This window comes from Comamonas humi (genome assembly GCF_054782535.1).
This window is the reverse complement of record NZ_BAAGSH010000005.1, coordinates 222,573-245,597: the sequence shown is the minus strand read 5'-3', so window position 1 is coordinate 245,597 and position 23,025 is coordinate 222,573. Positions and strand designations below refer to the sequence as shown.

The window sequence follows — 23,025 nt, the reverse complement described above, 5'->3', positions numbered from 1 at the left end:
AAGCCCTAGTGCAGCAAGCGCTGATAGCTATTATTCTTCTAGCAATGAGCGCAGCATCCACGCGGTCTGCTCATGGACCGTGAGGCGCTGGGTCAGCAGGTCGGCCGTGGGCTCGTCGCCGGCCTTGTCGGCCAGCGGGAACAGCTCGCGCGCGGTGCGGGCCACGGCCTCGTGGCCGTCGACCAGGATGCGCACCATGGCCAGCGCCTTGGGCGAATCGCCGGGCGCGTCGGGCAGGCTGGTGAGCTTGCCGAACTCGGCATACGAGCCCGGCGCCTTGTGGCCCAGCGAGCGGATGCGCTCGGCGATGGGATCGACCGCGTTCCACAGCTCGGTGTACTGCCCCATGAACATGGTGTGCAGCGTGTTGAACATGGGGCCGGTCACGTTCCAGTGGAAATTGTGCGTGGTCAGGTACAGCGTGTAGGTGTCGGCCAGCAGGCGCGACAGGCCCTTGGCGATGGCGGCGCGGTCCTTGTCGCTGATGCCGATGTTGATGGCGGCGCCGACCTTGCCCGCCTTGGGGAACTCGAACGCCTTGGATGGGGATTTCTTCTCTTGCGCCATGGGTACCTCCTGCAGATGCGACAGCGCCAATGAAATACGGCTGTCACAACAAGTATGCCAGCCGCAACCATCCCGAATATGACAAAGCCCCGGTGCGGTGCACCGGGGCTTTGCGCTGGATCAGCAGGCTGCGGATCAGCCCGTCAGCATGGTCACGCCCGGCAGGTTGCAGGCGTAGATGGCGTTGCGCAGCGCGGCGATGGCCTCGTAGCGGGTGAAGCTGCGGCGCCACACCAGCACCACGCGGCGCTTGGGCGCCTCGGTCGTGCCCTCCTCGACCAGCGGGATGAAGCGGATGTGGGTCTCGTCGGACTTGCGGCGGCGCAGGCCTTTTTCCAGCGCGTCCTTGGGCACCGACAGGCGCGGCACCAGGGTCACGCCCATGCCGGCGGCCACCATGTGCTTGATGGTCTCGAGCGACGAGCCTTCGAAGGTGCGGCGGATGCCCTCGGTGTTGCTGGAGTAGCGCGCGAACTCGGGGCAGACCTCGAGCACGTGGTCGCGGAAGCAGTGGCCCGTGCCCAGCAGCAGCATGGTCTCGTTCTTCAGCTCGTTGGCCGACAGGTTGTCGCGCGTGGCAAAGGGGTGGGTGCTGGGCACGGCGGCGTAGAAGGGCTCGTCGTACAGCGGGGCCATGGCCAGGCCGGTGTCGGGGAAGGGCTCGGCGATGATGGCGCAGTCGATCTCGCCGGTGCGCAGCATCTCGAGCAGCTTGGCCGTCATGTTCTCCTGGATCATCAGCGGCATCTGCGGCGTGCGCTCGATGGACTGGCGCACCAGTTCGGGCAGCAGGTAGGGGCCGATGGTGTAGATGACGCCCAGCGTCAGCACGCCGGCCAGCGGGTCCTTGCCGCGCTTGGCGATCTCGCGGATCGAGGCAGCCTGGTCCAGCACGATCTGCGCCTGGCGCACGATCTGCTCGCCCAGCGTGGTGACCGACACCTCCGACGCGCTGCGTTCGAACAGTTTGACCTCCAGCTCGTCCTCGAGCTTCTTGATGGCGACCGACAGCGTCGGTTGCGACACGTAGCACGAGTCGGCAGCACGCCCGAAATGCTTTTCCCGGGCTACGGCGACGATGTATTTCAGTTCGGTCAGTGTCATGGGGGTGTCTCGCGGAAACGCCGCATATTGTGCAATAGCCGTTCCCAATTTAAGGCATAAAACTATGCATTTTTCTAATATGTAGCTTTGCAAGCGATGAGTTTTTTCACCTGCGCGCATCCGTACCATAGCGTAAGCCGAAGCCCATGGAAACAGTCAGGTTCCTGGCAGGCTGTCAAGCGTGAAGGTCGCCATTGCGCAGGGCGGCCAAAGCGGCCTTCGCAGGCGCGGCCCGCCGTCTGCTAGGCCTTCAGGTATTCCGCCTTGCCGCCCAGCCAGCGCGAGACATGCGTGCGCGCCAGCTCGGGCCAGCGGTCCAGCATCTGCGGCGCCAGCTCGCGCGCCCAGTCCAGCAGCTGCACATCGCGCTCCAAGTCGGCAAAACGCAACAGCGGCGCGCCTGACTGGCGCGCGCCCAGGAACTCGCCCGGCCCGCGGATCTCGAGGTCGCGGCGCGCGATCTCGAAACCGTCGGCGGTCTCGGCCATGGCCTTGAGGCGCTCCTTGGCGGTCTCGCCCAGGCGGCCGCTGTCGCCTACGGAATACAGCAGCACGCAGGCCGAGGCCGCCGCGCCGCGCCCCACGCGCCCGCGCAGCTGGTGCAGCTGCGACAGGCCGAAGCGCTCGGCATGCTCGATCACCATCAGCGAGGCATTGGGCACGTCCACGCCCACCTCGATCACCGTGGTGGACACCAGCACGCCCATGGCGCCGCTGGTGAACAGCTCCATCACCGCCTTCTTCTCGGCCGTGGGCATGCGCGAGTGCAGCAGCCCGACCATGACGCCGGGCAGCGCCTCGCTCAGGTCGGCGTGGGTGGCGGTGGCGTTCGACAGGTCGAGCGCCTCGCTCTCCTCGATCAGCGGGCAGACCCAGTAGACCTGGCGCCCGGCCGCCACCTGGGCGGCGATGCGCTCGATCACCTCGTCCTTGCGGCTGTCGGCGATCAGCTTGGTGACCACCGGCGTGCGGCCCGGCGGCAGCTCGTCGATGGTGGAGACGTCGAGGTCGGCGTAGTAGCTCATGGCCAGCGTGCGCGGGATGGGCGTGGCGCTCATCATCAGCAGGTGCGGCTCCATGCCGGTGCTGGCGAGCTTCTGGCGCAGCGCCAGCCGCTGCGCCACGCCGAAGCGGTGCTGTTCGTCGATCACCGCCAGCCCCAGGCGGGCGAAGCGCACCTGCTCCTGGATGACGGCGTGCGTGCCCACCACCAGCGCGGCCTCGCCGCTCTCGACCAGGGCCAGCATGGCGGCGCGCTCCTTCTTCTTCTGCGCGCCGGCCAGCCAGGCCACCTGCAGGCCGCGCTGCGCCAGGATGGGCGCCAGCCAGCCGACCAGCTTGGCGAAGTGCTGCTCGGCCAGGATCTCGGTGGGCGCCATCAGCGCGCACTGCCAGCCGGCCTCGATGGCGATCATGGCCGACAGCGCGGCCACGATGGTCTTGCCCGAGCCCACGTCGCCCTGCAGCAGCCGGTGCATGGGCACGGCGCGGGCCAGGTCGCGGGCGATCTCCTCGCAGACGCGGCGCTGCGCGCCGGTGAGCGCGAACGGCAGCGCGGCCAGGAACTGCTCGTGCAGGTTCAGCCCGCCGTCTGCCGCGCGCTGCGGCACCAGCTGCGGCGCGCGCAGCTGGTCGCGGGCGCGCTTGGCCTCCAACTGCGAGAGCTGCTGCGCCAGCAGCTCCTCGGCCTTCAGGCGCTGCCAGGCCGGGTGGCTGTGGTCCTCCAGGCTGGCCAGCGCCACGTCGGGCGCGGGATGGTGCAAAAAAGTGAGCGCTTCGCGCAGGCTATATGCGGCCTGCACTGCATTTTGACCCCAATACCGCGCAAACGGCGGCTCCACGCCGGGCGGCAGCGTCTCGGACAGCTCGGCCCGCGTGAGCCCGCCCACGACGGCCCGCCGCAGGTAGGGCTGGGGCAGGCCCGCCACCGTCGGGTAGACGGGCGTGAGCGACTGCGGCAGCTCGCCGCCCGCCTGGCGGAAGGCTGGGTGCACCATCTGCCGCCCCCAGAAGCCGCCCTTGATCTCGCCGCGGATGCGCAGGGTGCTGCCCACGGCCAGGGTCTTCTGGTGCGAGGGGTAGAAGCTGAAGAAGCGCAGCTCGCAACTGCCGCTGGCGTCCTCGACCTGCACCACCAGCTGGCGGCGCGGGCGCAGCTGCACCTCGCTGGACGTGACCGTGGCCTCGATCTGCGCCACGCTGCCGTCGCGGGCATTGGCGATGGGCACGATGCGGGTTTCGTCCTCGTAGCGCAGCGGCAGATGCAGCGCCAGATCGATGTCGCGCGTCAGCCCCAGCTTGGCCAGCGCCTGCTGCGCCGGGTTCTTGGCGGCTGCGGTCTTGGCCGCAGCGGGCTTGGGGGAGGAAGAGGCTTGGGGCACGGCGGCAAGGCTATCACAACTGGTTGGATAAACAGTGGTTGAGCCCTGGTTTGCTGGCACAATCACGCCCTTGTTTTTGACTGCAAGGCCTGTACAGCCTTTGTTCCCCATGACCGCGCCCCGCGCCTTCCAACTGAGCGACTTCGACTTCGCCCTGCCCCCCGAGCTGATTGCCCAGCACCCCGCCGCCGAACGCAGCGCCTCGCGCCTGCTGGACGGCCAGGCCCCCGCCCTCATCGACCGCCATTTCTACGACCTGCCCGCGCAGCTGCAGCCGGGCGACCTGCTGGTGTTCAACGACACCCAGGTCGTCAAGGCGCGCGTGTTCGGCGAAAAGGCCAGCGGCGGCCGGCTGGAGCTGCTGATCGAGCGGGTGCTCACGGGCAACGAAGTCGTCGCCCACATGAAGGTCAGCAAGAAGCCCGGCATCGGCGGCGTGATGCACCTGGCCGGCGGGCACAGCAAAGGCGGCTTCGACGCCACCCTGCTCGGCCGCTGGCCCGACGAGCAGGGCGCGCTTTTCCGCCTGCGCCTCGACGGCGCTAACGGCGAAACGCCCTGGGAGCTGATGCAGCGCCACGGCCACATCCCGCTGCCGCCCTACATCGAGCGCCAGCAGCAGCATGGCGCCGATCCGCACCAGTCCGAGGACGAGACCCGCTACCAGACCGTGTTCGCCAAGCATCCCGGCGCGGTCGCGGCCCCCACCGCGGCGCTGCATTTCGACGAGGCGCTGCTCGCGCAGCTGGCCGAGCGCGGCGTGGAGCGCGCCAGCGTCACGCTGCACGTGGGCGCGGGCACCTTCCAGCCGGTGAAGACCGAGAACCTGGCCGAGCACCAGATGCACAGCGAGTGGTACGAGGTGCCGCTGGCCACGCTGGCGGCGCTGGAGCGTTGCCGCCAGCGCGGCGGCCGCGTCGTGGCCGTGGGCACGACCACGGTGCGCACGCTGGAATCCTGGGCGAAGAGCGGCCAGGCCACGGGCGACACCGACATCTTCATCACGCCGGGCTTCCAGTTCCAGGTGGTCGACCTGCTGATCACCAACTTCCACCTGCCCAAGAGCACGCTGATGATGCTGGTCAGCGCCTTCGCCGGCTACGAGCACATCATGGCGATGTACCGCCATGCCATCGAGCAGCGTTACCGCTTCTTCAGCTACGGCGACTCGATGCTGCTGCGCCGCACGCCGGCATAAAAAAGAGAGCTGCCAGCGCTCTCCACCATTGGGTTTCAGATGGAAAACCATCTGAAACTCTAGTGCAGCAAGCGCCAGCAGCTCTCTTTTTTGAAAGATCTGACGATCAGGACAGCGTGACGCGCGCGAACTTGCGCTTGCCCACCTGCACCACGTAGGTGCCGGCGCCCAGCTTCAGGCCCTTGTCGCTGACCACACCGCCCTCGATGCGCACGCCACCGCCGTCGATCAGGCGGTTGGCCTCGCTGGTCGAAGGCGCCAGGTTGGCCTGCTTGAGCAGCGCGCCGATGCCAATGGGCGCGCCCGACAGGCTGACCTCGGGAATGTCGTCCGGGATGCCGCCCTTGCTGCGGTTCATGAAATCCTGCTCGGCCGCATCGGCCGCGGCCGCGCTGTGGAAGCGCGCCGTGATCTCCTTGGCCAGCATCACCTTCGCGTCCTTGGGGTTGCGCCCGCCCGCCACCTCGGCCTTGAGCTTGGCGATCTCGGCCAGGCTCTGGAAGGACAGCAGCGTGAACCAGTCCCACATCAGCGTGTCCGAGATCGACAGCACCTTGGCGAACATGGTGTTCGCATCCTCGGTGATGCCGATGTAGTTGTGCTTGGACTTGGACATCTTGTCCACGCCGTCCAGGCCCACCAGCAGCGGCATGGTCAGCACGCACTGCGCCTCCTGGCCGTACTCCTGCTGCAGGTGGCGGCCCATCAGCAGGTTGAACTTCTGGTCGGTGCCGCCCAGCTCCAGGTCGGCCTTGAGCGCCACCGAGTCATAGCCCTGCATCAGCGGGTAGAGGAACTCATGCACGCTGATCGAGCTGCCGTCGGTGAAGCGCTGGTGGAAGTCGTTGCGCTCCATCATGCGCGCCACCGTGTACTTGGCGGCCAGCTGGATCATGCCGCGCGCGCCCAGCTTGTCGCTCCACTCGCTGTTGTAGCGGATCTCGGTGCGCGCCGGGTCCAGCACCTTGGCGGCCTGCTGGTAGTAGGTCTCGGCGTTGGCCTGGATCTGCTCGGGCGTCAGCGGCGGGCGGGTGGTGTTGCGGCCCGAGGGGTCGCCGATCAGCGTGGTGAAGTCGCCGATCAGGAAAATCACCTGGTGGCCCAGGTCCTGCAGCTGGCGCATCTTGTTCAGCACCACCGTGTGGCCGATGTGGATGTCGGGCGCCGTCGGGTCCAGCCCGAGCTTCACGCGCAGCGGCACGCCGGTCGCCTCCGACCGGGCCAATTTGCGCTCCCACTCCTCGCGCGGCAGCAGCTCATCGACGCCGCGCAGCGAGATTTCCAGGGCCTGCCGCACACGGTCGGTCACGGGGTAATTTGTAACAGTCGATTGATTCATAAGGGTTTCTCTAGTCCCATCGGCGGGGATGACCGGTATACTTGCGGCCCATTGTCGCGTGGGATTTTAGTCTGCTCCCGCAACGAGCCCGGCCCGCGCACATCCAGATACCCCCGTGCTTGCACGACAACGGCTGCCAACGCCCCGCAGCCGTTTTTGCCGTCTGCCTACGGCGTCCGGCAAGCACACTGACCGATCGAACCAGGATGACGATTTGAACAACGGACTCGTTTCCAGCGGCCAGGCCTTCCTCAGCCGGCTGGCTGCCAGCGCCCAGCGGCATCCCCGGCGCGTGGCCGCCGTGCTGTCCCTGCTGCTCATGACCGGAGGCGGCGGCGCCTTCGCCGTGGCCCAGCTCCAGCCCACCGCCGCCGACATGCCGGTGCACAGCGTCGAATACAGCGTGCCCTCGCTGGCTTCCGACATCTCCATCGCCGACCTGGTGGACGGCCCCGGCTTCACGCTCTACCGCTCCGAGCAGGTGCGCAGCGGCGACTCGCCCGAGACCCTGCTGCGCCGCCTGGGCGTGGCCGACCCGGCCGCGGCCGCCTTCCTGCGCAGCAATGCCAAGGCGCGCAACGCCATCGTCGGCCGCACCGGCCGCCTGGTGACGGCCGAAGCCACCAACGACCACCAGCTCGCCAGCCTCACCGTGCGCTGGGCGGCCGACGACAGCGACGTGTTCCAGCGCCTGACCATCCGCCGCAGCCAGGACGCCAAGGCCGCCGGCAAGTTCGACGTGGTCACCGAGTTCGTGCCGCTCACCAAGAGCCTGCGCCTGGCCGGCGGCATCGTGCGCGGCACGCTGTACTCGGCCACCAACGCGGCCGACGTGCCGCAGAGCGTCGTCAGCCAGCTGACCGATGCGCTGGCCGACCAGGTCGACCTGCGCAAGGCCATCCGTCCCGGCGCCCGCTTCTCGCTGGTCTACGAAACCCTCGAGGCCGACGGCGAGATCCTGCGCAGCGGCCGCCTGCTGAGCGCCGAGCTGCGCAACGCCGGCAAGACCTACGAGGCCGTGTGGTTCCAGGAAGACCCGCAGGCCAAGGGCGGCTACTACAACTTCGCCGGCAACAGCCTGCAGCGCGGCTTCAGCTCGCCGGTGCGCTACACCCAGGTGACCAGCGCCTTCGCGATGCGCATCCACCCCATCCACAAGACCTGGCAGGCCCACAAGGGCACCGACCTGGCCGCGCCCACCGGCACGCCGGTGCTGACCGTGGCCGACGGCACCGTCAGCTTTGCCGGGGTGCAGAGCGGCTACGGCAACGTGGTCTTCATCGACCATGCCAACGACCAGGAAACCGTCTACGCCCACCTGAGCCGCATCGACGTCAAGCCCGGCCAGAAGGTGCGCCAGGGCGACGAGATCGGCGCCGTGGGGCAGACCGGCTGGGCCACCGGCCCGCACCTGCACTTCGAGTTCCGCGTCGACGGCGAGCAGCGCGACCCGCTGGCCATGGTGGCCAGCAGCACCAGCGCCGCCCGCCCCATCGCCAAGCTGGCGCGCCCGGCCTTCGACAAGTTCACCACCAGCATGCGCCTGGCGCTGAACGCCGCCGAGCAGAGCAGCGCCGCCGGCGCCGAATAAGCGCGCGGTTCACCGCACCCCAGGCCCCGGCGAGCTATGCTTGCCGGGGCCTTTTGTTTTTGGGTACGCAGATGACAGATCTCTTTATCGGCCTGATGTCAGGCACCTCGCTCGACGGCGTGGACGGCGTGCTGCTTCGCTTCGACGGCGAAAAACCCGTGGTCGCGCGGCACGAGTCAGCGCCTTTCGCGCCGGCGCTGAAGGCCGAGCTGCTGGCGCTGAACAGCGCCGGTAGCAACGAGCTGCACCGCGCGGCGCTGGCCGCCAACGCGCTGGCCGAGGACTATGCCCAGGTCGTGCAGCAGCTGCTGCGGCAGACCGGCACGCCGGCCTCGTCGGTGGCCGCCATCGGCGCCCATGGCCAGACGGTGCGCCACCAGCCCGGGCTGCGGGACGGCACCGGCTACACGCTGCAGCTGAACAACCCGGCCCTGCTGGCCGAGCGGACCGGCATCACCGTGGTGGCGGACTTCCGCAGCCGCGATGTGGCGGCCGGCGGCCAGGGCGCGCCGCTGGTGCCCGCCTTCCACCAAGGGGTGTTCGGCCAGCCGGGCGCGCTGGCCTGGGCGGTGAACATCGGCGGCATCTCCAACCTCAGCCGGCTGGACGGCCGCGCCGGCGAGCCCGACGTGCGCGGCTGGGACTGCGGCCCGGGCAACGCGCTGATGGACCACTGGTGCCAGCGGCACACCGGCCAGGCCTATGACGACGGCGGCCGCTGGGCGGCCTCGGGCCGGGTCATTGCGCCGCTGCTGCAGTCCCTGCTCGCCGAGCCCTACCTGGCCCAGCCCGCGCCCAAGAGCACCGGGCGCGACCTGTTCCACCCCGGCTGGCTGCAGGCGCAGCTCGCCGTGCATGGCGCCGGCGCGGCGCCCGCCGACGTGCAGGCCACGCTGACCGAATTCACGGCGCAGGCCATCGCGCAGGACCTGCTGGCCCATGGCGCCGCGGCCGGGCAGCGCGTGGTGGTCTGCGGCGGCGGCGCGCTCAACACCCATCTGATGCAGCGCCTGGCCGCCCTGCTGCCGGGCCTGCCGGTGCAGGCCTCGGACGCGCTGGGCCTGCCGCCGCTGCAGGTCGAGGCCGCGGCCTTTGCCTGGCTGGCCCGCCAGACGCTGCGGCGCCTGCCCGGCAACCTGCCGGCCGTGACCGGCGCGCGCGGCCCGCGCGTGCTGGGCGCGGTCTACCCGGCCTGATCACTACCAAAACAATAGCTGCTTGCGCTTGATGGATAAGCGCCAGCGGCCTGTTTCATTCAAAGATCAGGCATCGTGGGCGTCGTCCATCTGGTCGCTGCCCTGGCCGCGCAGGTTCTCGTCCTGCGGCGCGAGCTGCCAGAAGATCAGCGCCGACAGCATGGTGATCACGCCCATGCAGACGAAGGTGGCCTGGAACGCGCCCTGCGCATGCTCGCCCGCCACGGCGGCGCCGCCGTGGCCGTCGAAGGTGGTCAGGATGGCGCCCGCGGTAGCCACGGCCATGCCGAGGGACACCATCTGCACCATGGACAGCAGGCTGTTGCCGCTGCTGGCCATGGTCTTGTTCAGGTCCTTGAGGGTCACCGTGTTCATGGCCGTGAACTGCATGGAGTTGATGGCGCCGAACACCGCCAGCTGCGCGATCTTGAACGCCAGCGGCTCGGCCGGCGACGACAGCGCGAAGCTCGCCATGAGGACGCCCAGCAGCAGCGTATTGCCCACCAGCACCCGGCGGTAGCCGAAGCGGCCGATCACCGCCACCGCGGCCTTCTTCATCGCCATGCCCGACAGCGCCGACGGCAGCATCATCATGCCGGCCTGCATGGGCGAGTAGTCCATGGTCACCTGCAGCAGCAGCGGGATCAGGAACGGCATGCTGCCGCTGCCCAGCCGCGCGAACAGGTTGCCCAGCAGGCCGATGCGCAGCGTGGGCACCGAGAACAGCTGCGGCGAGAACAGCGGACCGGGGTGGCGCAGCGCGTGCAGCCAGTAGGCCGCCAGGCTGGCGAGGCCCGCCAGCATCAGCAGCAGCCCCGCGGCGCGCCCCATGCCCATGCCCGACAGGCCGTCGAGCGACAGCGACACCGCCACCATGCCGAAGGCCAGCATGCCGTAGCCCACGCCGTCGAAGCGGCCGACCGGCGGGCTGTCGATGGTCGGCATGTAGCGCAGCGCGGCGGCCACGCCAATCAGGCCCACCGGCACGTTGATGAGGAAGATCCAGTGCCACGAGGCCAGCTCCACCAGCCAGCCGCCCAGCGTGGGCCCGACCAGCGGGCCGATCAGCCCCGGGATGGCGACGAAGCTCATCGCTTGCAGGAATTCCTCGCGCGGAAAGCTGCGCAGCACCACCAGCCGCCCCACCGGCAGCAGCAGCGCGCCGCCCAGGCCTTGCAGCACGCGGAAGGCCACGAGCTGGTCCACCGTGCGCGCCATCGCGCACAGCAGCGAGGCCAGCATGAAGCAGATGATCGCGCCGATGAACACGCGCTTGGCGCCGAAGCGGTCGGCGATCCAGCCCGACGCCGGGATCAGCATGGCCATCGCCAGCGAGTACGCCACCACCACCGACTGCATGCGCAGCGGACTCTCGCCCAGGCTGGCGGCCATCGACGGCAGCGCGGTGTTGACGATGGTGGCGTCCAGCGTCTGCATGAAGAAGCCGATGGCCACCAGCCACAGCACCATGGACGACGCGGGGCGCGAGGCGGAGTCGGTCATGCCCAAGCCCCAAAGAAAAAGCCGCTGAGGACAGCGGCTTGGTGAAACTGGTGCGGTCTCACACCGAGAAGCTCGACCCGCATCCGCAGGTGGTGCTCGCATTCGGGTTCTTGATGACGAACTGCGCGCCCTGCAGGTCTTCCTTGTAGTCGATCTCGGCACCGACCAGGTACTGGTAGCTCATGGCGTCGATGAGCAGCGACACGCCATTCTTGCTCATGGTCGTGTCGTCCTCGTTGGTGATCTCGTCGAACGTGAAGCCGTACTGGAAACCCGAGCAGCCGCCGCCCTGCACGAACACGCGCAGCTTCAGGTCGGGGTTGCCCTCCTCGGCGATCAGGTCGGCCACCTTGGCGGCGGCGCTGTCGGTGAAGACGATGGGCGCGGGCATTTCCGTCACGGGGGTTTCGGCAACAGCACTCATGGGAATAACTCCGGGAAATCTATGGAACTGGCGCCATGCTACTGCATCGCCGCGCCGCGTGCAGGCCCGCCGGGGCGAGACGGCAATTGGAGTAAGGACATTGCGAAGGATTGCCCAGGCTGTCGCCTGCACGATAACGGCGGCCCGGGGCGCCCGCACCCAGGTTCGTAGAATCCTCTTCCCCGCGCCTGCGCAGCCACTCTTCCACGCCCATGTCCCCCAAACCTCTCCTCCCCTCCGCACTGCTGGCCCTGTCGCTGGCCGGCGCCTGCCTGCCGGCACACGCGGCCTGGCCCGACAGGCCTGTCACCCTGGTGGTCGGCTTCACCGCGGGCGGCTCGGCCGACATCCTGGCGCGCACGATCTCCGATCCGCTGTCGCGGCGCCTGGGCGTGCCGGTGATCGTGGACAACGTGGCCGGCGCGGGCGGCAGCATCGCCGCGCAGAAGGTAGTGCGCGCGCGCCCCGACGGCTACACGATCTTCCTCGGCTCCAGCAGCGAGGTCATCCTGTCGCGCTATTTCAACAACGCCATCGCCTACGACGGCGCCAAGGACCTGCGCGCCGTGACCCTGGTCGGCGTCATGCCCATGGTGCTGGTCGCCGGCCCGCGCACGCAGGCGACTTCCGTGGACACCATGCTCGCCCAGGCCAAGGCCCAGCCGGGCAAGGAGAACTTCGCCTCGTCGGGCATGGGCACGGCGCTGCACATCGCCGGCGAGCTCATCAACCAGCAGGCCCATGTCTCGATCCAGCACGTGCCCTACAAGGGCGCTGTGCCCATGCTGACGGACCTCATCGGTGGCAGCGTGGACTACGGCTTCTTCATGGTGCCGTCGATCCAGGGCTACCTCAAGGACGGCAAGGTCAAGCCGCTGGGCACCACGTCCAAGACCTCGTGCGCCGTGCTGGCCGGCGTGCCAGCGCTGTCCTCGTCCAAGGCCCTGGCCGGCTACGATTTCGGCATCTGGACCGGCATCTTCACACCCAAGGCCGTGCCCGACGACGTGGCCGGCAAGCTGAACCGCGAGATCAATGCCGTGCTGCGCGAGCCGCAGGTGGCCGAGAAGCTCGACCAGGCCTGCATCGAGCATGTAGGCGGCACGCAGGCCGATTTCGAGCGCCTGATCCGGGCCGACGTGCAGAAGGTGCGCCAGGTCGCCACGCCCGAGATCGGCGCCGTGCGCTGACCCGACACCTACAGGAGACCAACATGAACACCCCTGATCTGCTACTGCAGAACGTCCGCCCCTTCGGCGGCCCCCTGAATGGCGAAGCCTGCGACGTGCTCGTCCAGCAGGGCCGTATCGCCGGCATCGGCCCGGCGCTGGCCGCACCGCAGGGCGCGGAGCGCATAGCCGGCCAGGGCCAGCTGCTGCTGCCCGGCCTGGTCGAAGCGCACACCCACCTGGACAAGACGCTCTGGAACCTGCCCTGGTACCGCAACGAAGTTGGCAACCAGCTCATCCACCGCATCGAGAACGAGCGCGCCTACCGGGCGCAGGGTGGGCACGACAGCGCCGCGCAGTCGCTGGCGCTGGCCCGCGAGTTCCTGGCCCAGGGCACCACGCGCATCCGCAGCCATGCAGACGTCGATACCGAGATCGGCCTGCGGCATGTGGAGGGCGTGCTGCAGACCCGCGAGGCCATGGCACCCTGGCAGGAGATCCAGATCGTGGCCTTTCCGCAGTCGGGCCTGCTGCAGCGCCCGGGCACCGCGCAGCTGCTCGGCGAAGCCCTGGCGCTGGGCGCCGACGTGCTGGGCGGGCTGGACCCCTGCGCCATCGACGAGGACCCGGTGCGCTCGCTCGATGTGCTGTTCGGGATCGCCGAGCGCCACGACAAGCCGCTGGACATCCACCTGCACGAGAGCGGCGACATGGGCGCGTTCTCGCTGAAGCTGATCCTGGACCGCGTCGAGGCCCATGGCCTGCAGGGCCGCGTGGCCATCAGCCACGGCTTCTGCCTGGGCGATCTGGCCGCGCCGGCGCGCGACGCGCTGCTGGCCCGCATGGCGCGCCTGGGCGTCACGCTCATCACCAGCGCGCCGCCGTCGCGCTCGGTGCCACCGCTGCAGGCCTGCCTTGCGGCCGGCGTGCGCGTAGCCGGCGGCAACGACGGCATCCGCGACACCTGGTCACCCTATGGCCAGCCCGACATGCTGGAGCGCGCCATGTTCATCGGCCTGCGCAACAACCTGCGCCGCGACGACGAGATCGAGCAGGCCCTGCACTGCGTGACCCAGGCCGGTGCCGAGGTCTGCGGCTTCGGCGATTACGGCCTGGCGCCCGGCTGCCGCGCCGACCTGGTGCTGCTGCCGGCGCAATGCGCGGCCCATGCGGTGTGCGCGCGCCCGCCGCGCTCGCTGGTCGTGGCAGGCGGCCGCATCGCCGCACGGGACGGGAAACTGCTCGTGGATTGAGCCATAAAAAAAGCCGCCGGAACTTGCGTTCCAGGCGGCTTTTTGGGAGAGGCTCCGAAGAACCTTTCCCGCAGTAGACCAAAGCGGATTAACGCTTCGAGAACTGCTTGGCGCGGCGTGCGGAGTGCAGGCCGACCTTCTTACGTTCCACTTCGCGGGCGTCGCGGGTCACGAAGCCGGCTTGGCTCAGGACGGGCTTCAGCGCTGCGTCGTAGTCGATCAGGGCGCGGGTGATGCCGTGGCGGGCTGCGCCTGCCTGGCCGGATTCACCGCCACCGTGGACGTTGATCTGGATGTCGAAGGCTTCGACGTTGCCAGTCAGCACCAGGGGCTGCTTTGCGATCATGATGGAGGTTTCGCGGCCGAAATACTGCTGAATGTCCTTGCCATTCACCGTAATCTTGCCGGAACCCTTCTTCAGAAACACGCGGGCGACGCTGGATTTGCGACGGCCGGTGCCATTGTTCCAATCACCAATCATTGCAACTCCTTAGATTTCCAGCGGCTTGGGCTGTTGAGCGGTGTGAGGATGCTCACCGCCGCCGTACACCTTGAGCTTCTTGATCATGGCGTAGCCGAGAGGGCCCTTGGGCAGCATGCCCTTGACAGCCTTCTCCAGCGCGCGGCCGGGGTGCTTGGCCTGCAGGTCGCGGAAGTTGGTAGCCGTGATACCGCCGGGGAAACCCGAGTGGCGATAGTAGATCTTGTCCAGGTTCTTGGTGCCGGTGACCTTGAGCTTGGAGGCGTTGATGATGACGATGAAGTCGCCGGTATCAACGTGAGGCGTATAAATGGCTTTGTGCTTGCCGCGCAGACGGAGTGCCACTTCGCTGGCGACACGTCCGAGCACCTTATCGGTGGCGTCAATCACAAACCACTCGTGCACGACCTCAGCGGGTTTTGCGCTGAATGTAGACATGAGTTTTCTCTTTCAAGAAGGTTTGGCGGACCCTTTTCCGCGGTCGGTGCCTCTTCTGGTGAGAGGCCTCTTAGGCGGGGGCATGGCCGGCTTGCGCAAACAAGGATGCCTCAACAACGTATCCATGGGCCAGGAGCCTGGCTCTGGAGCTGTTTTGCGCAAGTCTTCCATTCTTCGTCGCGGGGTCCAAAAATCGCTGCGAAGCCCGCCATTATACAAAAAACCGTTTTCATGGCAAAGCGAGTACCATTGGCGGCTATGTTCAGCTACCGCCATGCCTTCCATGCGGGCAACCATGCCGACGTGCTCAAGCACAGCATGCTGCTCGCCATCCTGCAATACCTCACGCAAAAGGAGGCGGCGCTGGCAGTGCTCGACACCCATGCGGGCGCCGGGCTGTACCGGCTGGACGGCGACTACGCCAGCACCAGCGGCGAGGCGGCCGACGGCATCCTGCGGCTGGAGCAGGCCGAGAAGCTCGCGCCGCTGCTGCAGGACTATGTGGATGCGGTACGCAGCTTCAACGCCGGCCCGCGCATCCTGGCCTACCCGGGTTCGCCCTTCCTGGCGCAGCAGCAGTTGCGCCCGCACGACAAACTCAAGCTGTTCGAGCTGCACCCCACCGACATGCGTTCGCTGAGTGGCAACGTGGCGCAGCTCGAGGCTGGACGCCAGGTGCAGGTGCTGCACGAGGACGGTTTCGAGGGCGTGAAGAAATTCCTGCCGCCGCCGTCGCGCCGCGGCCTGCTGCTGTGCGATCCGAGCTACGAGATCAAGACCGACTACATGAAGGTCGCCGACATGGTGGCCGACGGGCTCAAGCGCTTTCCCACCGGCACCTACGCGGTCTGGTACCCGATCATCCCGCGGCCCGAGGCACACGAGCTGCCGCGCCGCCTGCGAACCATGGCCACCAAGGCCGGCAAGGGCTGGCTGCATGCCACGCTGACCGTCAAGTCCAGCAAGATCTCGAGCAACCTGCAGGGCGAGAAGAAGCGCCCCGGCCTGCCCGCCAGCGGCATGTTCGTCGTCAACCCGCCCTACACGCTGCAGGCCCAGCTCAAGGCCGCGCTGCCGCAGATGGTGGAGCTGCTGCGCCAGGACAGCAACGCGGGCTTCACGCTGGAAAGCGCGGGCGTCTGAAGCCCTAGCGGCGCTTGCGGGGCGGCGCCTTGGCCGCCGGGCGCTTGGCCGGCACCACTGCCTTCTTGCGGGCGGGCGTGGACGCCGAGGCGTGGGTCTTGCGGTGCGGCGAGGTCACGAAGGAAGGGCATTCCTCCTTGCCTTCGGCCAGTGTCCACATTTCCACCGGCTTGATGCCCAGGCCCAGCATGCCCAACTCCTGCGCGGCGGCCTGGCTCAGGTCGATGACCCGGCCTTCGCTGTAGGGCCCGCGGTCGTTGATGCGCACCACCACGGTCTTGCTGGTGACGGTGCTGCGCACGCAGACCAGCGAACCGAAGGGCAGCGTGCGGTGCGCGGCCGTGAGGTCGCCCTGGTCGAAGCGCTCGCCGCTGGCCGTCTTGCGCCCATGGAAGCGCCCGCCATACCACGAGGCCATGCCGCGCTGGTCGCTGTCGCGCCAGTCCTCGGGCGGCTGGAGGGGGCTGTCGGGAATGCGCCGCTGCAGGCTGCGGCCATCGAACATGCCGCCATAAGGGCGCAGCACCGGGGGCAGCAGGCCTTCGCCCGAATAGGCTTCGGAGTAGGCGCCGGACTGGTCCTCGGCAGGCATGGCCGGCTCAGGTTGGGGAGCGGGCGCCTGCGCGCGGGGCGCGGCCTTGGGCGCAGGCGCTGGCCGCTTGGCGGGTGCCGGCACGGGCTCGGGTTCGGGCTCCGCTTCCGTCGTGGGCGCATTGGCGCAGGCCGTGAGCAGGCCGGCGGCCAGGGCGCCGAGCAGCGCGGTGCGGATACGGGTGCGGGCGCGTGGCCAGGCGGCTATCCCCAGGGGCATGCGGTCACTTCCTTCAGGCTGGTGCCGCCGGCCCCGCGCTTGCGCCGGGGGCCGACTACAACCCCAGGCGTTCGCAGATGGCCAGGGTGGCGGCGCTTTGGTTCATCGTATAGAAGTGCAGGCCCGGCACGCCACGTCGGCGCAGTTCCTCGCACATCTGCGTGACCACATCCAGGCCGAAGGCACGGATGCTGGCCGCATCATCTCCATAGGCCTGCAGCCTGAGCCGGATCCAGCGCGGGATCTCGGCGCCGCAGGCGTCGGAAAAACGCATCAGCTGCGTCGATCCGGTGATCGGCATGATACCGGGGATGACCGGCGTATCAATTCCGAGTTTTTGTAAATCATCTTTAAATCTGAAATACGAATCGGGATTGAAGAAGTACTGGGTGATGGCCGAGTCCGCGCCCGCGCGCACCTTGGTGGCGAAGGCCTGCAGGTCGGCCTCGGGCGTGCGCGCCTGCGGGTGCACCTCGGGGTAGGCCGCCACCTCGATGTGGAAGGCGTCGCCCGTGCTCTCGCGGATGAAGGCCACCAGGTCGCTGGCGTACTGGAACTCGCCGCCCAGGCCGTAGCCGCTGGGCAGGTCGCCGCGCAGCGCCACCAGGCGCTTGACGCCCATGGCCTGCAACTGCGCAAGCTGCTCGCGCACCGATTCCTTGGTCGCGCCTATGCACGAGAAGTGCGAGGCCGCCTCCACGCCCTCCTGCAGGATGGACCGCACCACCGAGAACGTGCCCTGCTGCGTGGAGCCGCCGGCGCCGTAGGTGACCGAGCAGAACTGCGGCTGGCGCGCATAGAGCTGCTGGCGCACGACGCGCAGCTTTTCCGCGCCTTCGGGCGTCTTGGGCGGGAAGAATTCAAAACTGATGGGGAAGCTCATGATGGGTATCACCGCTTGGCGTGAATGAAGAACTCGCGGTTGCCGTCGCCGCCCTCGATGGGCGAATCCAGCCAGGCCTGCACCTGCAGGCCCAGGCCGTCCAGGCAGTCGCGGATGCGCTGCTCGACCACGGCGTACAGCGCCGCGTCGCGCACGATGCCGCCCTTGCCGACCTGGCCGGGCTGCAGCTCGAACTGCGGCTTGACCAGCATCAGCAGGTGGCCGCCGCTTTTCAGCAGCGGCGCCACGGCGGGCAGCACCAGCGTGAGCGAGATGAAGGACAGGTCGCCGGTGACGAAATCGAACGCGGGCGTGGTGTCGACCTGCTCCAGCCCGGCGCGGCGGCGGCGCGGCAGCTGCGAGCGGTCCTGCACCTGGCTGGCCTTGGCGGCGCGCTCGGCCTTGAAGGACTCGATCTCGGCGTCGGAAGCGTCGCCGCTGCCGTCGCTGTCTTCGTAATCATCGGCCACCATGCCACCGTTGCGCATCCAGGCGTAGGGTGCGACCGGCTGGGTGTCGTTGTCCTCGGCCTCCTCGACGCGCTCGGACAGCGCCTCCTCGCAGGCTTCCTGCAGGCCGTCGGCGGTCATCGCGCGGGCGTTCAGGCCCTCGATGCCGATCACGCGCGCATCGGCACGCAGGCACTCGTGCAGCTGGGCGTGGCCCACGTCGACGCCGACCACCTGCGCGGCGCCGGCCTGCAGCAGGCAGTCGGTGAAGCCGCCGGTGCTCTGGCCGACGTCAAGGCAGCGCAGGCCGGCGACGGACAGGCCCGTCGCCGCGAGCGCGCCTTCGAGCTTGAGGCCGCCGCGCGAGATATAGCGCGCCTCGGCGGCGTCGAGCAGTTGCACCTCGGAGCCGGCGGGAATCTCGTCGCCGTTCTTGGCCACCTGGACCCACGGCGCCAGCGGCGACAGCCGCCATTGCACGCCGGCGGCGATCAGGCGCTGCGCCTGCGAACGCGTGGACGCATGGCCTGCATCCACCAGAAAAACATCGGCGCGCATGGCGCTGTCCTCTCTTGTTTTGATAGCTACTGGCGCTTGTTGCTGGCCGAATTCAAATGCTTTTCTATTTAAAAACGGCTGATGGCAAGCGCCAGAAGCTATTGCTTTAGTAGCGGTAGGTATCGGGCTTGTAAGGGCCCTGCTTGCTCACGCCGATGTAGGCGGCCTGGCTGTCGGTCAGCTCGGTGAGCTGGGCGCCGACCTTCTTCAGGTGCAGGCGGGCGACCTTTTCGTCGAGCACCTTGGGCAGCACGTAGACCTTGCCGACCTCGTAGGCGTCGGTGCGGGTGAACAGCTCGATCTGCGCCAGGGTCTGGTTGGCGAAGGAGTTGCTCATCACGAAGCTGGGGTGGCCGGTGGCGCAGCCCAGGTTCACCAGGCGGCCCTTGGCCAGCAGGGTGATCTTCTTGCCGTCGGGGAAGGTGATCTGGTCGACCTGGGGCTTGACCTCTTCCCACTCGTACTTCTCGATCGAGGCGACGTCGATCTCGTTGTCGAAGTGGCCGATGTTGCAGACGATGGCCTGGTCCTTCATCGCGGCCATGTGCTCGTGGCGGATGATGTCCTTGTTGCCGGTGGTGGTCACGAAGATGTCGCACTTGTCGGCGGCGTATTCCATGGTCACCACGCGGTAGCCTTCCATCGCGGCCTGCAGGGCGTTGATGGGGTCGATCTCGGTCACCCAGACCTGGGCCGACAGCGCGCGCAGCGCCTGGGCCGAGCCCTTGCCCACGTCGCCGTAGCCGGCCACGCAGGCGACCTTGCCGGCGATCATCACGTCGGTGGCGCGCTTGATGCCGTCCACCAGCGATTCGCGGCAGCCGTACAGGTTGTCGAACTTGCTCTTGGTCACCGAGTCGTTGACGTTGATGGCGCGGAACAGCAGCGTGCCCTTGGCCGACATCTCGTTGAGGCGGTGCACGCCGGTGGTGGTTTCCTCGGTCACGCCCATGATCTGGGCGCTCTTGCGGCTGTACCAGGTGGCGTCCTGCGCCAGCTTGGCCTTGATGGCGGCGAAGACGATGCGCTCTTCCTCGCTGCCGGGGTTGGCCAGCACGGACAGGTCCTTTTCGGCGCGCTTGCCCAGGTGCATGAGCATGGTGGCGTCGCCGCCGTCGTCCAGGATCATGTTCGGGCCTTCGCCCTCGGTGCCGGCGGCGCCGAATTCAAAGATCTTGTGGGTGTAGTCCCAGTAGTCTTCCAGCGACTCGCCCTTGATGGCGAACACCGGCGTGCCGGTGGCGGCGATGGCGGCGGCGGCGTGGTCCTGCGTCGAGAAGATGTTGCACGAGGCCCAGCGCACGTCGGCGCCCAGGGCCTTCAGCGTCTCGATCAGCACGGCGGTCTGGATGGTCATGTGCAGCGAGCCGGTGATGCGCGCGCCCTTCAGTGGCTGGGCAACAGCAAACTCCTCGCGCACGGCCATCAGGCCGGGCATCTCGGTCTCGGCGATGCGGATCTCTTTGCGGCCCCAATCGGCCAGGGTGATGTCGGCAATGGCCGAGTCTGCGGAAACGGGGCGAACGGCAGCGTTCATGGTTTTCTCCAGTGACGAATGAAAAACCACGTTCTGCGGGGAACTTGGGGGAAGAACACCTCACCGCACAGAAAGCGTGGGTGAGCGTCGTTGCGGGTGCAATGGACTAGAGCATTGCCGACTTTTCGAGCCTCGCACCGCCTGGTGCTGCAACGCTCCTCGAAAAGCGAAGAACGCGTATTGTAGCGGAGCCCTACAATCCCCGCAGACCCTTTTGCTGTTTTCCATGGCTTCCTCCCTGCACCGCACCAATTCGTTCGACATCCTCCGGATCAGTGCGGCCCTGGCCGTGATCGTGTGCCACCACTACTACATCAGCGACCGCCAGGGGCCGCCCTGGATGAACGTAGGCATGATCGGCGGCGTGGCGGTGATGACCTTCTTCACCATCAGCGGCTACCTGGTCACCGGCAGCTGGCTGCGCGAGCCGCGCCTGCTGCCCTTCGCCGCCAAGCGCCTGCTGCGTCTGTGGCCGGGCATGCTGGCGGCGGTGGTGCTCAACATCCTGGTGTTCGGCCTGGCCTTCACCAGCCTGCCCGCCCTGGACTTTCTGCGCCATCCGCAGACGTTGGAGTACTTCCGCAACCTGCTGCTGTACCGCGCCTATGTCAACCTGCCCGGCGTGTTCGAGCACAACCCGCTGGCCCTGCTGATGAACGGGCCGCTGTGGACGATCCCCATGGAGGCCATGTGCTATGCGGTGCTGGCCGCCGCCGGCGTGCTGGGACTCTTCCGCTACCGCTGGCTGGCCACGCTGGCGCTGCTCGGCTATGTGCTGGTGTTCATCGCGCGCTACAACGCCGACTTCACCGGCACCATGATGCACTGGTACGAGTACCCGGCCTACTTTGCCTGCGGCGCGCTGCTGGCGCTGCACCGCGACCGCTTCGCGCCGCACGCGCTGGCCATCACGGGCGGCCTGATCCCGATCGCGCTGTTCTTCTGGCTCACCGGGCTGCAGCACACCGCCGGCCTGCTGGTGCTGCCCGCGCTGCTGATCTTTCTGGGCTCGCAGTCCTCAGCCTTCTCCGGCCGACTCAGCCGGCTGGGCGACCCCTCCTACGGCATCTACCTGTCGGGCTGCCCGATCGCCCAGGCGGTGTACGCCACGTGGCCGGGCATGAACTTCTACGCCAGCATGCTGCTGTCCTGCCTGCTGGCGGTGCTGCTGGGCTACCTGCTCTGGCACGCCATCGAGTCGCCCGCGCTGCGGCTCAAGCGCCATCTGCCCGCGCCCGGCAGGACTCTCGGCCCCCGTCCTCGCCGCGCCGCCGAGGCCGGGTAAAATCGCCGCAGTTCCAGCCAGCGCCCGCTGGCTTTGTTTTTTGCCGCCCGCTCCGGGCTGGCTACAGCCCTAGCATCCGAACCGTGTCCTACGCACCCGAAACCCGCCGCCGCCGCACCTTTGCCATCATCTCCCACCCCGACGCCGGCAAGACCACGCTGACCGAAAAGCTGCTGCTGTTCTCGGGCGCGATCCAGATCGCCGGCGCCGTCAAGGGCCGCAAGGCCAGCCGCCATGCCACGTCGGACTGGATGGAGATCGAAAAGCAGCGCGGCATCTCGGTGGCCTCGTCGGTGATGCAAATGAGCTACCGCGACCACGTGGTCAACCTGCTCGACACCCCCGGCCACAAGGACTTCTCGGAAGACACCTACCGCGTGCTCACCGCCGTTGATTCGGCGCTGATGGTGATCGACGCGGCCAACGGCGTGGAATCGCAGACCCGCCGCCTGATCGAGGTCTGCCGCCAGCGCGACACGCCCATCATCACCTTCGTCAACAAGATGGACCGCGAGGTGCGCGACCCGCTGGACATCATGGACGAGGTCGAGCGCGAGCTGGGCATGCCCTGCTGCCCCATCACCTGGCCCGTGGGCCAGGGCAAGCAGTTCGGCGGCATCATCAACCTGCGCACGCAGAGCATGACCGTCTTCACCGCCGGCAGCGAGAAGCGCCCGCAGGACTTCGAGGTGATTCCGCTCACCGAAGCCGACCGACTGCGCGCCCGCTTCGGCCAGGCCTTCGACGACGCACTGGAAAGCATGGAGCTGGCCGTGGGCGCCTCGGCCGAATGGGACCATGAAGCCTTCCTCGCCGGCAAGCTCACGCCCGTGTTCTTCGGCTCGGGCGTGAACAACTTCGGTGTGATGGAAGTGCTGGACGCGGTGGTCGACATGTCGCCCCCGCCCGGCCCGCGCGTGGCCTTCACCGAGGTCAACCGCAACCGCGAGGAAAAGACCATCCGCCCCGAGGACGAGAGCTTCTCGGGCGTGGTCTTCAAGGTCCAGGCCAACATGGACAGCAACCACCGCGACCGCATCGCCTTCGTGCGCGTGGCCTCGGGCAAGTACACGCCGGGCATGAAGATGAAGGTGCAGCGCACCGGCAAGGAGCTGCGCCCCACCTCGGTCGTGACCTTCATGAGCCAGCGCCGCGAGGCCGTGGACGAGGCCTACGCGGGCGACATCATCGGCTTCACCATCCACGGCGGCGTACAGCTGGGCGATTCGATCACCGACGGCCCCAGCCTGCAGTTCACCGGCCTGCCCTTCTTCGCGCCCGAGATGTTCATGACCGTGGTGCTCAAGAACCCGCTGCGCACCAAGCAGCTGCAGCAGGGCCTGATGCAGCTCGGCGAGGAAGGCGCGATCCAGGTCTTCAAACCCGACGCCGGCGGCAACATGCTGCTGGGCGCCGTGGGCCAGCTGCAGTTCGAAGTGGTGCAGCACCGCCTCAAGGCCGAGTACGACTGCGAAGTGCGCCTGGAAGGCTGCCAGTACACCGGCGCGCGCTGGATCACGGCCGACACCCCGGCCGAGCTGCGCGAGTTCGAGCACGCCTACCCACTGCGCCTGGCGCACGATGCGGCCAACACCCTGGCCTACCTGTGCACCAGCCCCTACGACGTACGCCTGGCGCAGGAACGCTTCCCCAAGATCCACTTCCATCCGCTGCGCGAGCATGCGGGGCTGGAATTGCAATCGTCCTGAGCAGCC

At 68.0% G+C, this 23,025-nt stretch carries 20 protein-coding genes and 1 riboswitch; of the genes, 8 read left to right on the top strand and 12 right to left on the bottom strand.

Annotation, left to right across the window (positions count from 1 at the left end):
* Positions 1 to 30 precede the first annotated feature (30 nt).
* The 3 genes from ACYVKR_RS05455 to recG form a co-directional block, all read right to left on the bottom strand.
* On the bottom strand, positions 31 to 567 hold the full coding sequence (locus ACYVKR_RS05455) for a Dps family protein (RefSeq protein ID WP_460479789.1): 537 nt from the start codon (positions 565 to 567) through the stop codon (positions 31 to 33).
* A 135-nt stretch (positions 568 to 702) separates the two neighbouring features.
* Positions 703 to 1,671: a LysR substrate-binding domain-containing protein gene (locus ACYVKR_RS05450; protein WP_460479788.1), complete on the bottom strand. Its 969-nt coding sequence runs from the start codon at positions 1,669 to 1,671 to the stop codon at positions 703 to 705.
* 242 nt (positions 1,672 to 1,913) lie between these two features.
* Positions 1,914 to 4,163: an ATP-dependent DNA helicase RecG gene (recG, locus tag ACYVKR_RS05445; protein ID WP_460479787.1), complete on the bottom strand. Its 2,250-nt coding sequence runs from the start codon at positions 4,161 to 4,163 to the stop codon at positions 1,914 to 1,916.
* On the opposite strand from recG, the gene queA reads away from it, so the two are divergent.
* Complete coding sequence (gene queA / locus ACYVKR_RS05440) at positions 4,162 to 5,250, top strand: S-adenosylmethionine:tRNA ribosyltransferase-isomerase (RefSeq protein ID WP_460479786.1); 1,089 nt, start codon at positions 4,162 to 4,164, stop codon at positions 5,248 to 5,250. The genes recG and queA overlap by 2 nt on opposite strands.
* Before the next feature lie 106 nt (positions 5,251 to 5,356).
* Here queA and tyrS read toward each other — a convergent pair whose 3' ends face one another.
* On the bottom strand, positions 5,357 to 6,589 hold the full coding sequence (gene tyrS, locus ACYVKR_RS05435; RefSeq protein WP_460479785.1) for a tyrosine--tRNA ligase: 1,233 nt from the start codon (positions 6,587 to 6,589) through the stop codon (positions 5,357 to 5,359).
* 214 nt (positions 6,590 to 6,803) lie between these two features.
* Here tyrS and ACYVKR_RS05430 point away from each other — a divergent pair, with 214 nt between their 5' ends.
* Positions 6,804 to 8,180 (top strand): M23 family metallopeptidase, encoded by a 1,377-nt coding sequence (locus ACYVKR_RS05430; RefSeq protein WP_460479784.1) that lies wholly within the window; start codon positions 6,804 to 6,806, stop codon positions 8,178 to 8,180.
* A 71-nt stretch (positions 8,181 to 8,251) separates the two neighbouring features.
* Positions 8,252 to 9,376 carry an anhydro-N-acetylmuramic acid kinase gene (locus ACYVKR_RS05425; RefSeq protein WP_460479783.1) on the top strand — a complete coding sequence of 375 codons (1,125 nt, stop codon included), beginning with the start codon at positions 8,252 to 8,254 and terminating at the stop codon, positions 9,374 to 9,376.
* Between the two features lie 66 nt (positions 9,377 to 9,442).
* Here ACYVKR_RS05425 and mdtD read toward each other — a convergent pair whose 3' ends face one another.
* Both mdtD and erpA read right to left on the bottom strand, forming a co-directional pair.
* Positions 9,443 to 10,879 (bottom strand): MFS transporter, encoded by a 1,437-nt coding sequence (gene mdtD, locus ACYVKR_RS05420; protein ID WP_460479782.1) that lies wholly within the window; start codon positions 10,877 to 10,879, stop codon positions 9,443 to 9,445.
* A gap of 58 nt (positions 10,880 to 10,937) precedes the next feature.
* Complete coding sequence (gene erpA, locus ACYVKR_RS05415; protein ID WP_460479781.1) at positions 10,938 to 11,303, bottom strand: iron-sulfur cluster insertion protein ErpA; 366 nt, start codon at positions 11,301 to 11,303, stop codon at positions 10,938 to 10,940.
* 212 nt (positions 11,304 to 11,515) lie between these two features.
* Between erpA and ACYVKR_RS05410 the strand changes: the two genes are divergently transcribed.
* Both ACYVKR_RS05410 and ACYVKR_RS05405 read left to right on the top strand, forming a co-directional pair.
* Positions 11,516 to 12,493, top strand: coding sequence for a Bug family tripartite tricarboxylate transporter substrate binding protein (locus ACYVKR_RS05410; RefSeq protein ID WP_460479780.1), 978 nt, complete (start codon positions 11,516 to 11,518; stop codon positions 12,491 to 12,493).
* A gap of 23 nt (positions 12,494 to 12,516) precedes the next feature.
* On the top strand, positions 12,517 to 13,725 hold the full coding sequence (locus ACYVKR_RS05405; RefSeq protein WP_460479779.1) for an amidohydrolase family protein: 1,209 nt from the start codon (positions 12,517 to 12,519) through the stop codon (positions 13,723 to 13,725).
* An 88-nt stretch (positions 13,726 to 13,813) separates the two neighbouring features.
* Here the strand turns inward: ACYVKR_RS05405 and rpsI are convergent, their stop codons facing one another.
* Together rpsI and rplM are read right to left on the bottom strand one after the other, a co-directional pair.
* Positions 13,814 to 14,206, bottom strand: coding sequence for a 30S ribosomal protein S9 (gene rpsI / locus ACYVKR_RS05400; RefSeq protein WP_460479778.1), 393 nt, complete (start codon positions 14,204 to 14,206; stop codon positions 13,814 to 13,816).
* 9 nt (positions 14,207 to 14,215) lie between these two features.
* On the bottom strand, positions 14,216 to 14,644 hold the full coding sequence (rplM, locus tag ACYVKR_RS05395; RefSeq protein WP_460479777.1) for a large ribosomal subunit protein uL13: 429 nt from the start codon (positions 14,642 to 14,644) through the stop codon (positions 14,216 to 14,218).
* Between the two features lie 258 nt (positions 14,645 to 14,902).
* Between rplM and ACYVKR_RS05390 the strand changes: the two genes are divergently transcribed.
* Complete coding sequence (locus tag ACYVKR_RS05390) at positions 14,903 to 15,787, top strand: 23S rRNA (adenine(2030)-N(6))-methyltransferase RlmJ (protein ID WP_460480076.1); 885 nt, start codon at positions 14,903 to 14,905, stop codon at positions 15,785 to 15,787.
* A 4-nt stretch (positions 15,788 to 15,791) separates the two neighbouring features.
* Here the strand turns inward: ACYVKR_RS05390 and ACYVKR_RS05385 are convergent, their stop codons facing one another.
* The 4 genes from ACYVKR_RS05385 to ahcY all read right to left on the bottom strand — a co-directional run bounded on the left by ACYVKR_RS05385 (position 15,792) and on the right by ahcY (position 20,025).
* Complete coding sequence (locus tag ACYVKR_RS05385) at positions 15,792 to 16,598, bottom strand: septal ring lytic transglycosylase RlpA family protein (RefSeq protein WP_460479776.1); 807 nt, start codon at positions 16,596 to 16,598, stop codon at positions 15,792 to 15,794.
* A 55-nt stretch (positions 16,599 to 16,653) separates the two neighbouring features.
* Positions 16,654 to 17,481: a methylenetetrahydrofolate reductase gene (gene metF / locus ACYVKR_RS05380; protein ID WP_460479775.1), complete on the bottom strand. Its 828-nt coding sequence runs from the start codon at positions 17,479 to 17,481 to the stop codon at positions 16,654 to 16,656.
* A gap of 8 nt (positions 17,482 to 17,489) precedes the next feature.
* On the bottom strand, positions 17,490 to 18,488 hold the full coding sequence (locus ACYVKR_RS05375; RefSeq protein WP_460479774.1) for a TlyA family RNA methyltransferase: 999 nt from the start codon (positions 18,486 to 18,488) through the stop codon (positions 17,490 to 17,492).
* A 106-nt stretch (positions 18,489 to 18,594) separates the two neighbouring features.
* Entirely contained in the window at positions 18,595 to 20,025 is a 1,431-nt protein-coding gene (gene ahcY / locus ACYVKR_RS05370; RefSeq protein WP_460479773.1) for an adenosylhomocysteinase, read from the bottom strand.
* A gap of 75 nt (positions 20,026 to 20,100) precedes the next feature.
* A riboswitch (S-adenosyl-L-homocysteine riboswitch) is annotated at positions 20,101 to 20,192 on the bottom strand.
* Between the two features lie 59 nt (positions 20,193 to 20,251).
* Here ahcY and ACYVKR_RS05365 point away from each other — a divergent pair.
* Together ACYVKR_RS05365 and ACYVKR_RS05360 are read left to right on the top strand one after the other, a co-directional pair.
* A complete protein-coding gene (locus tag ACYVKR_RS05365; protein WP_460479772.1) occupies positions 20,252 to 21,310 on the top strand; it encodes an acyltransferase family protein in 1,059 nt (352 codons plus the stop codon).
* A gap of 83 nt (positions 21,311 to 21,393) precedes the next feature.
* On the top strand, positions 21,394 to 23,019 hold the full coding sequence (locus ACYVKR_RS05360) for a peptide chain release factor 3 (RefSeq protein WP_460479771.1): 1,626 nt from the start codon (positions 21,394 to 21,396) through the stop codon (positions 23,017 to 23,019).
* Positions 23,020 to 23,025 lie beyond the last annotated feature (6 nt).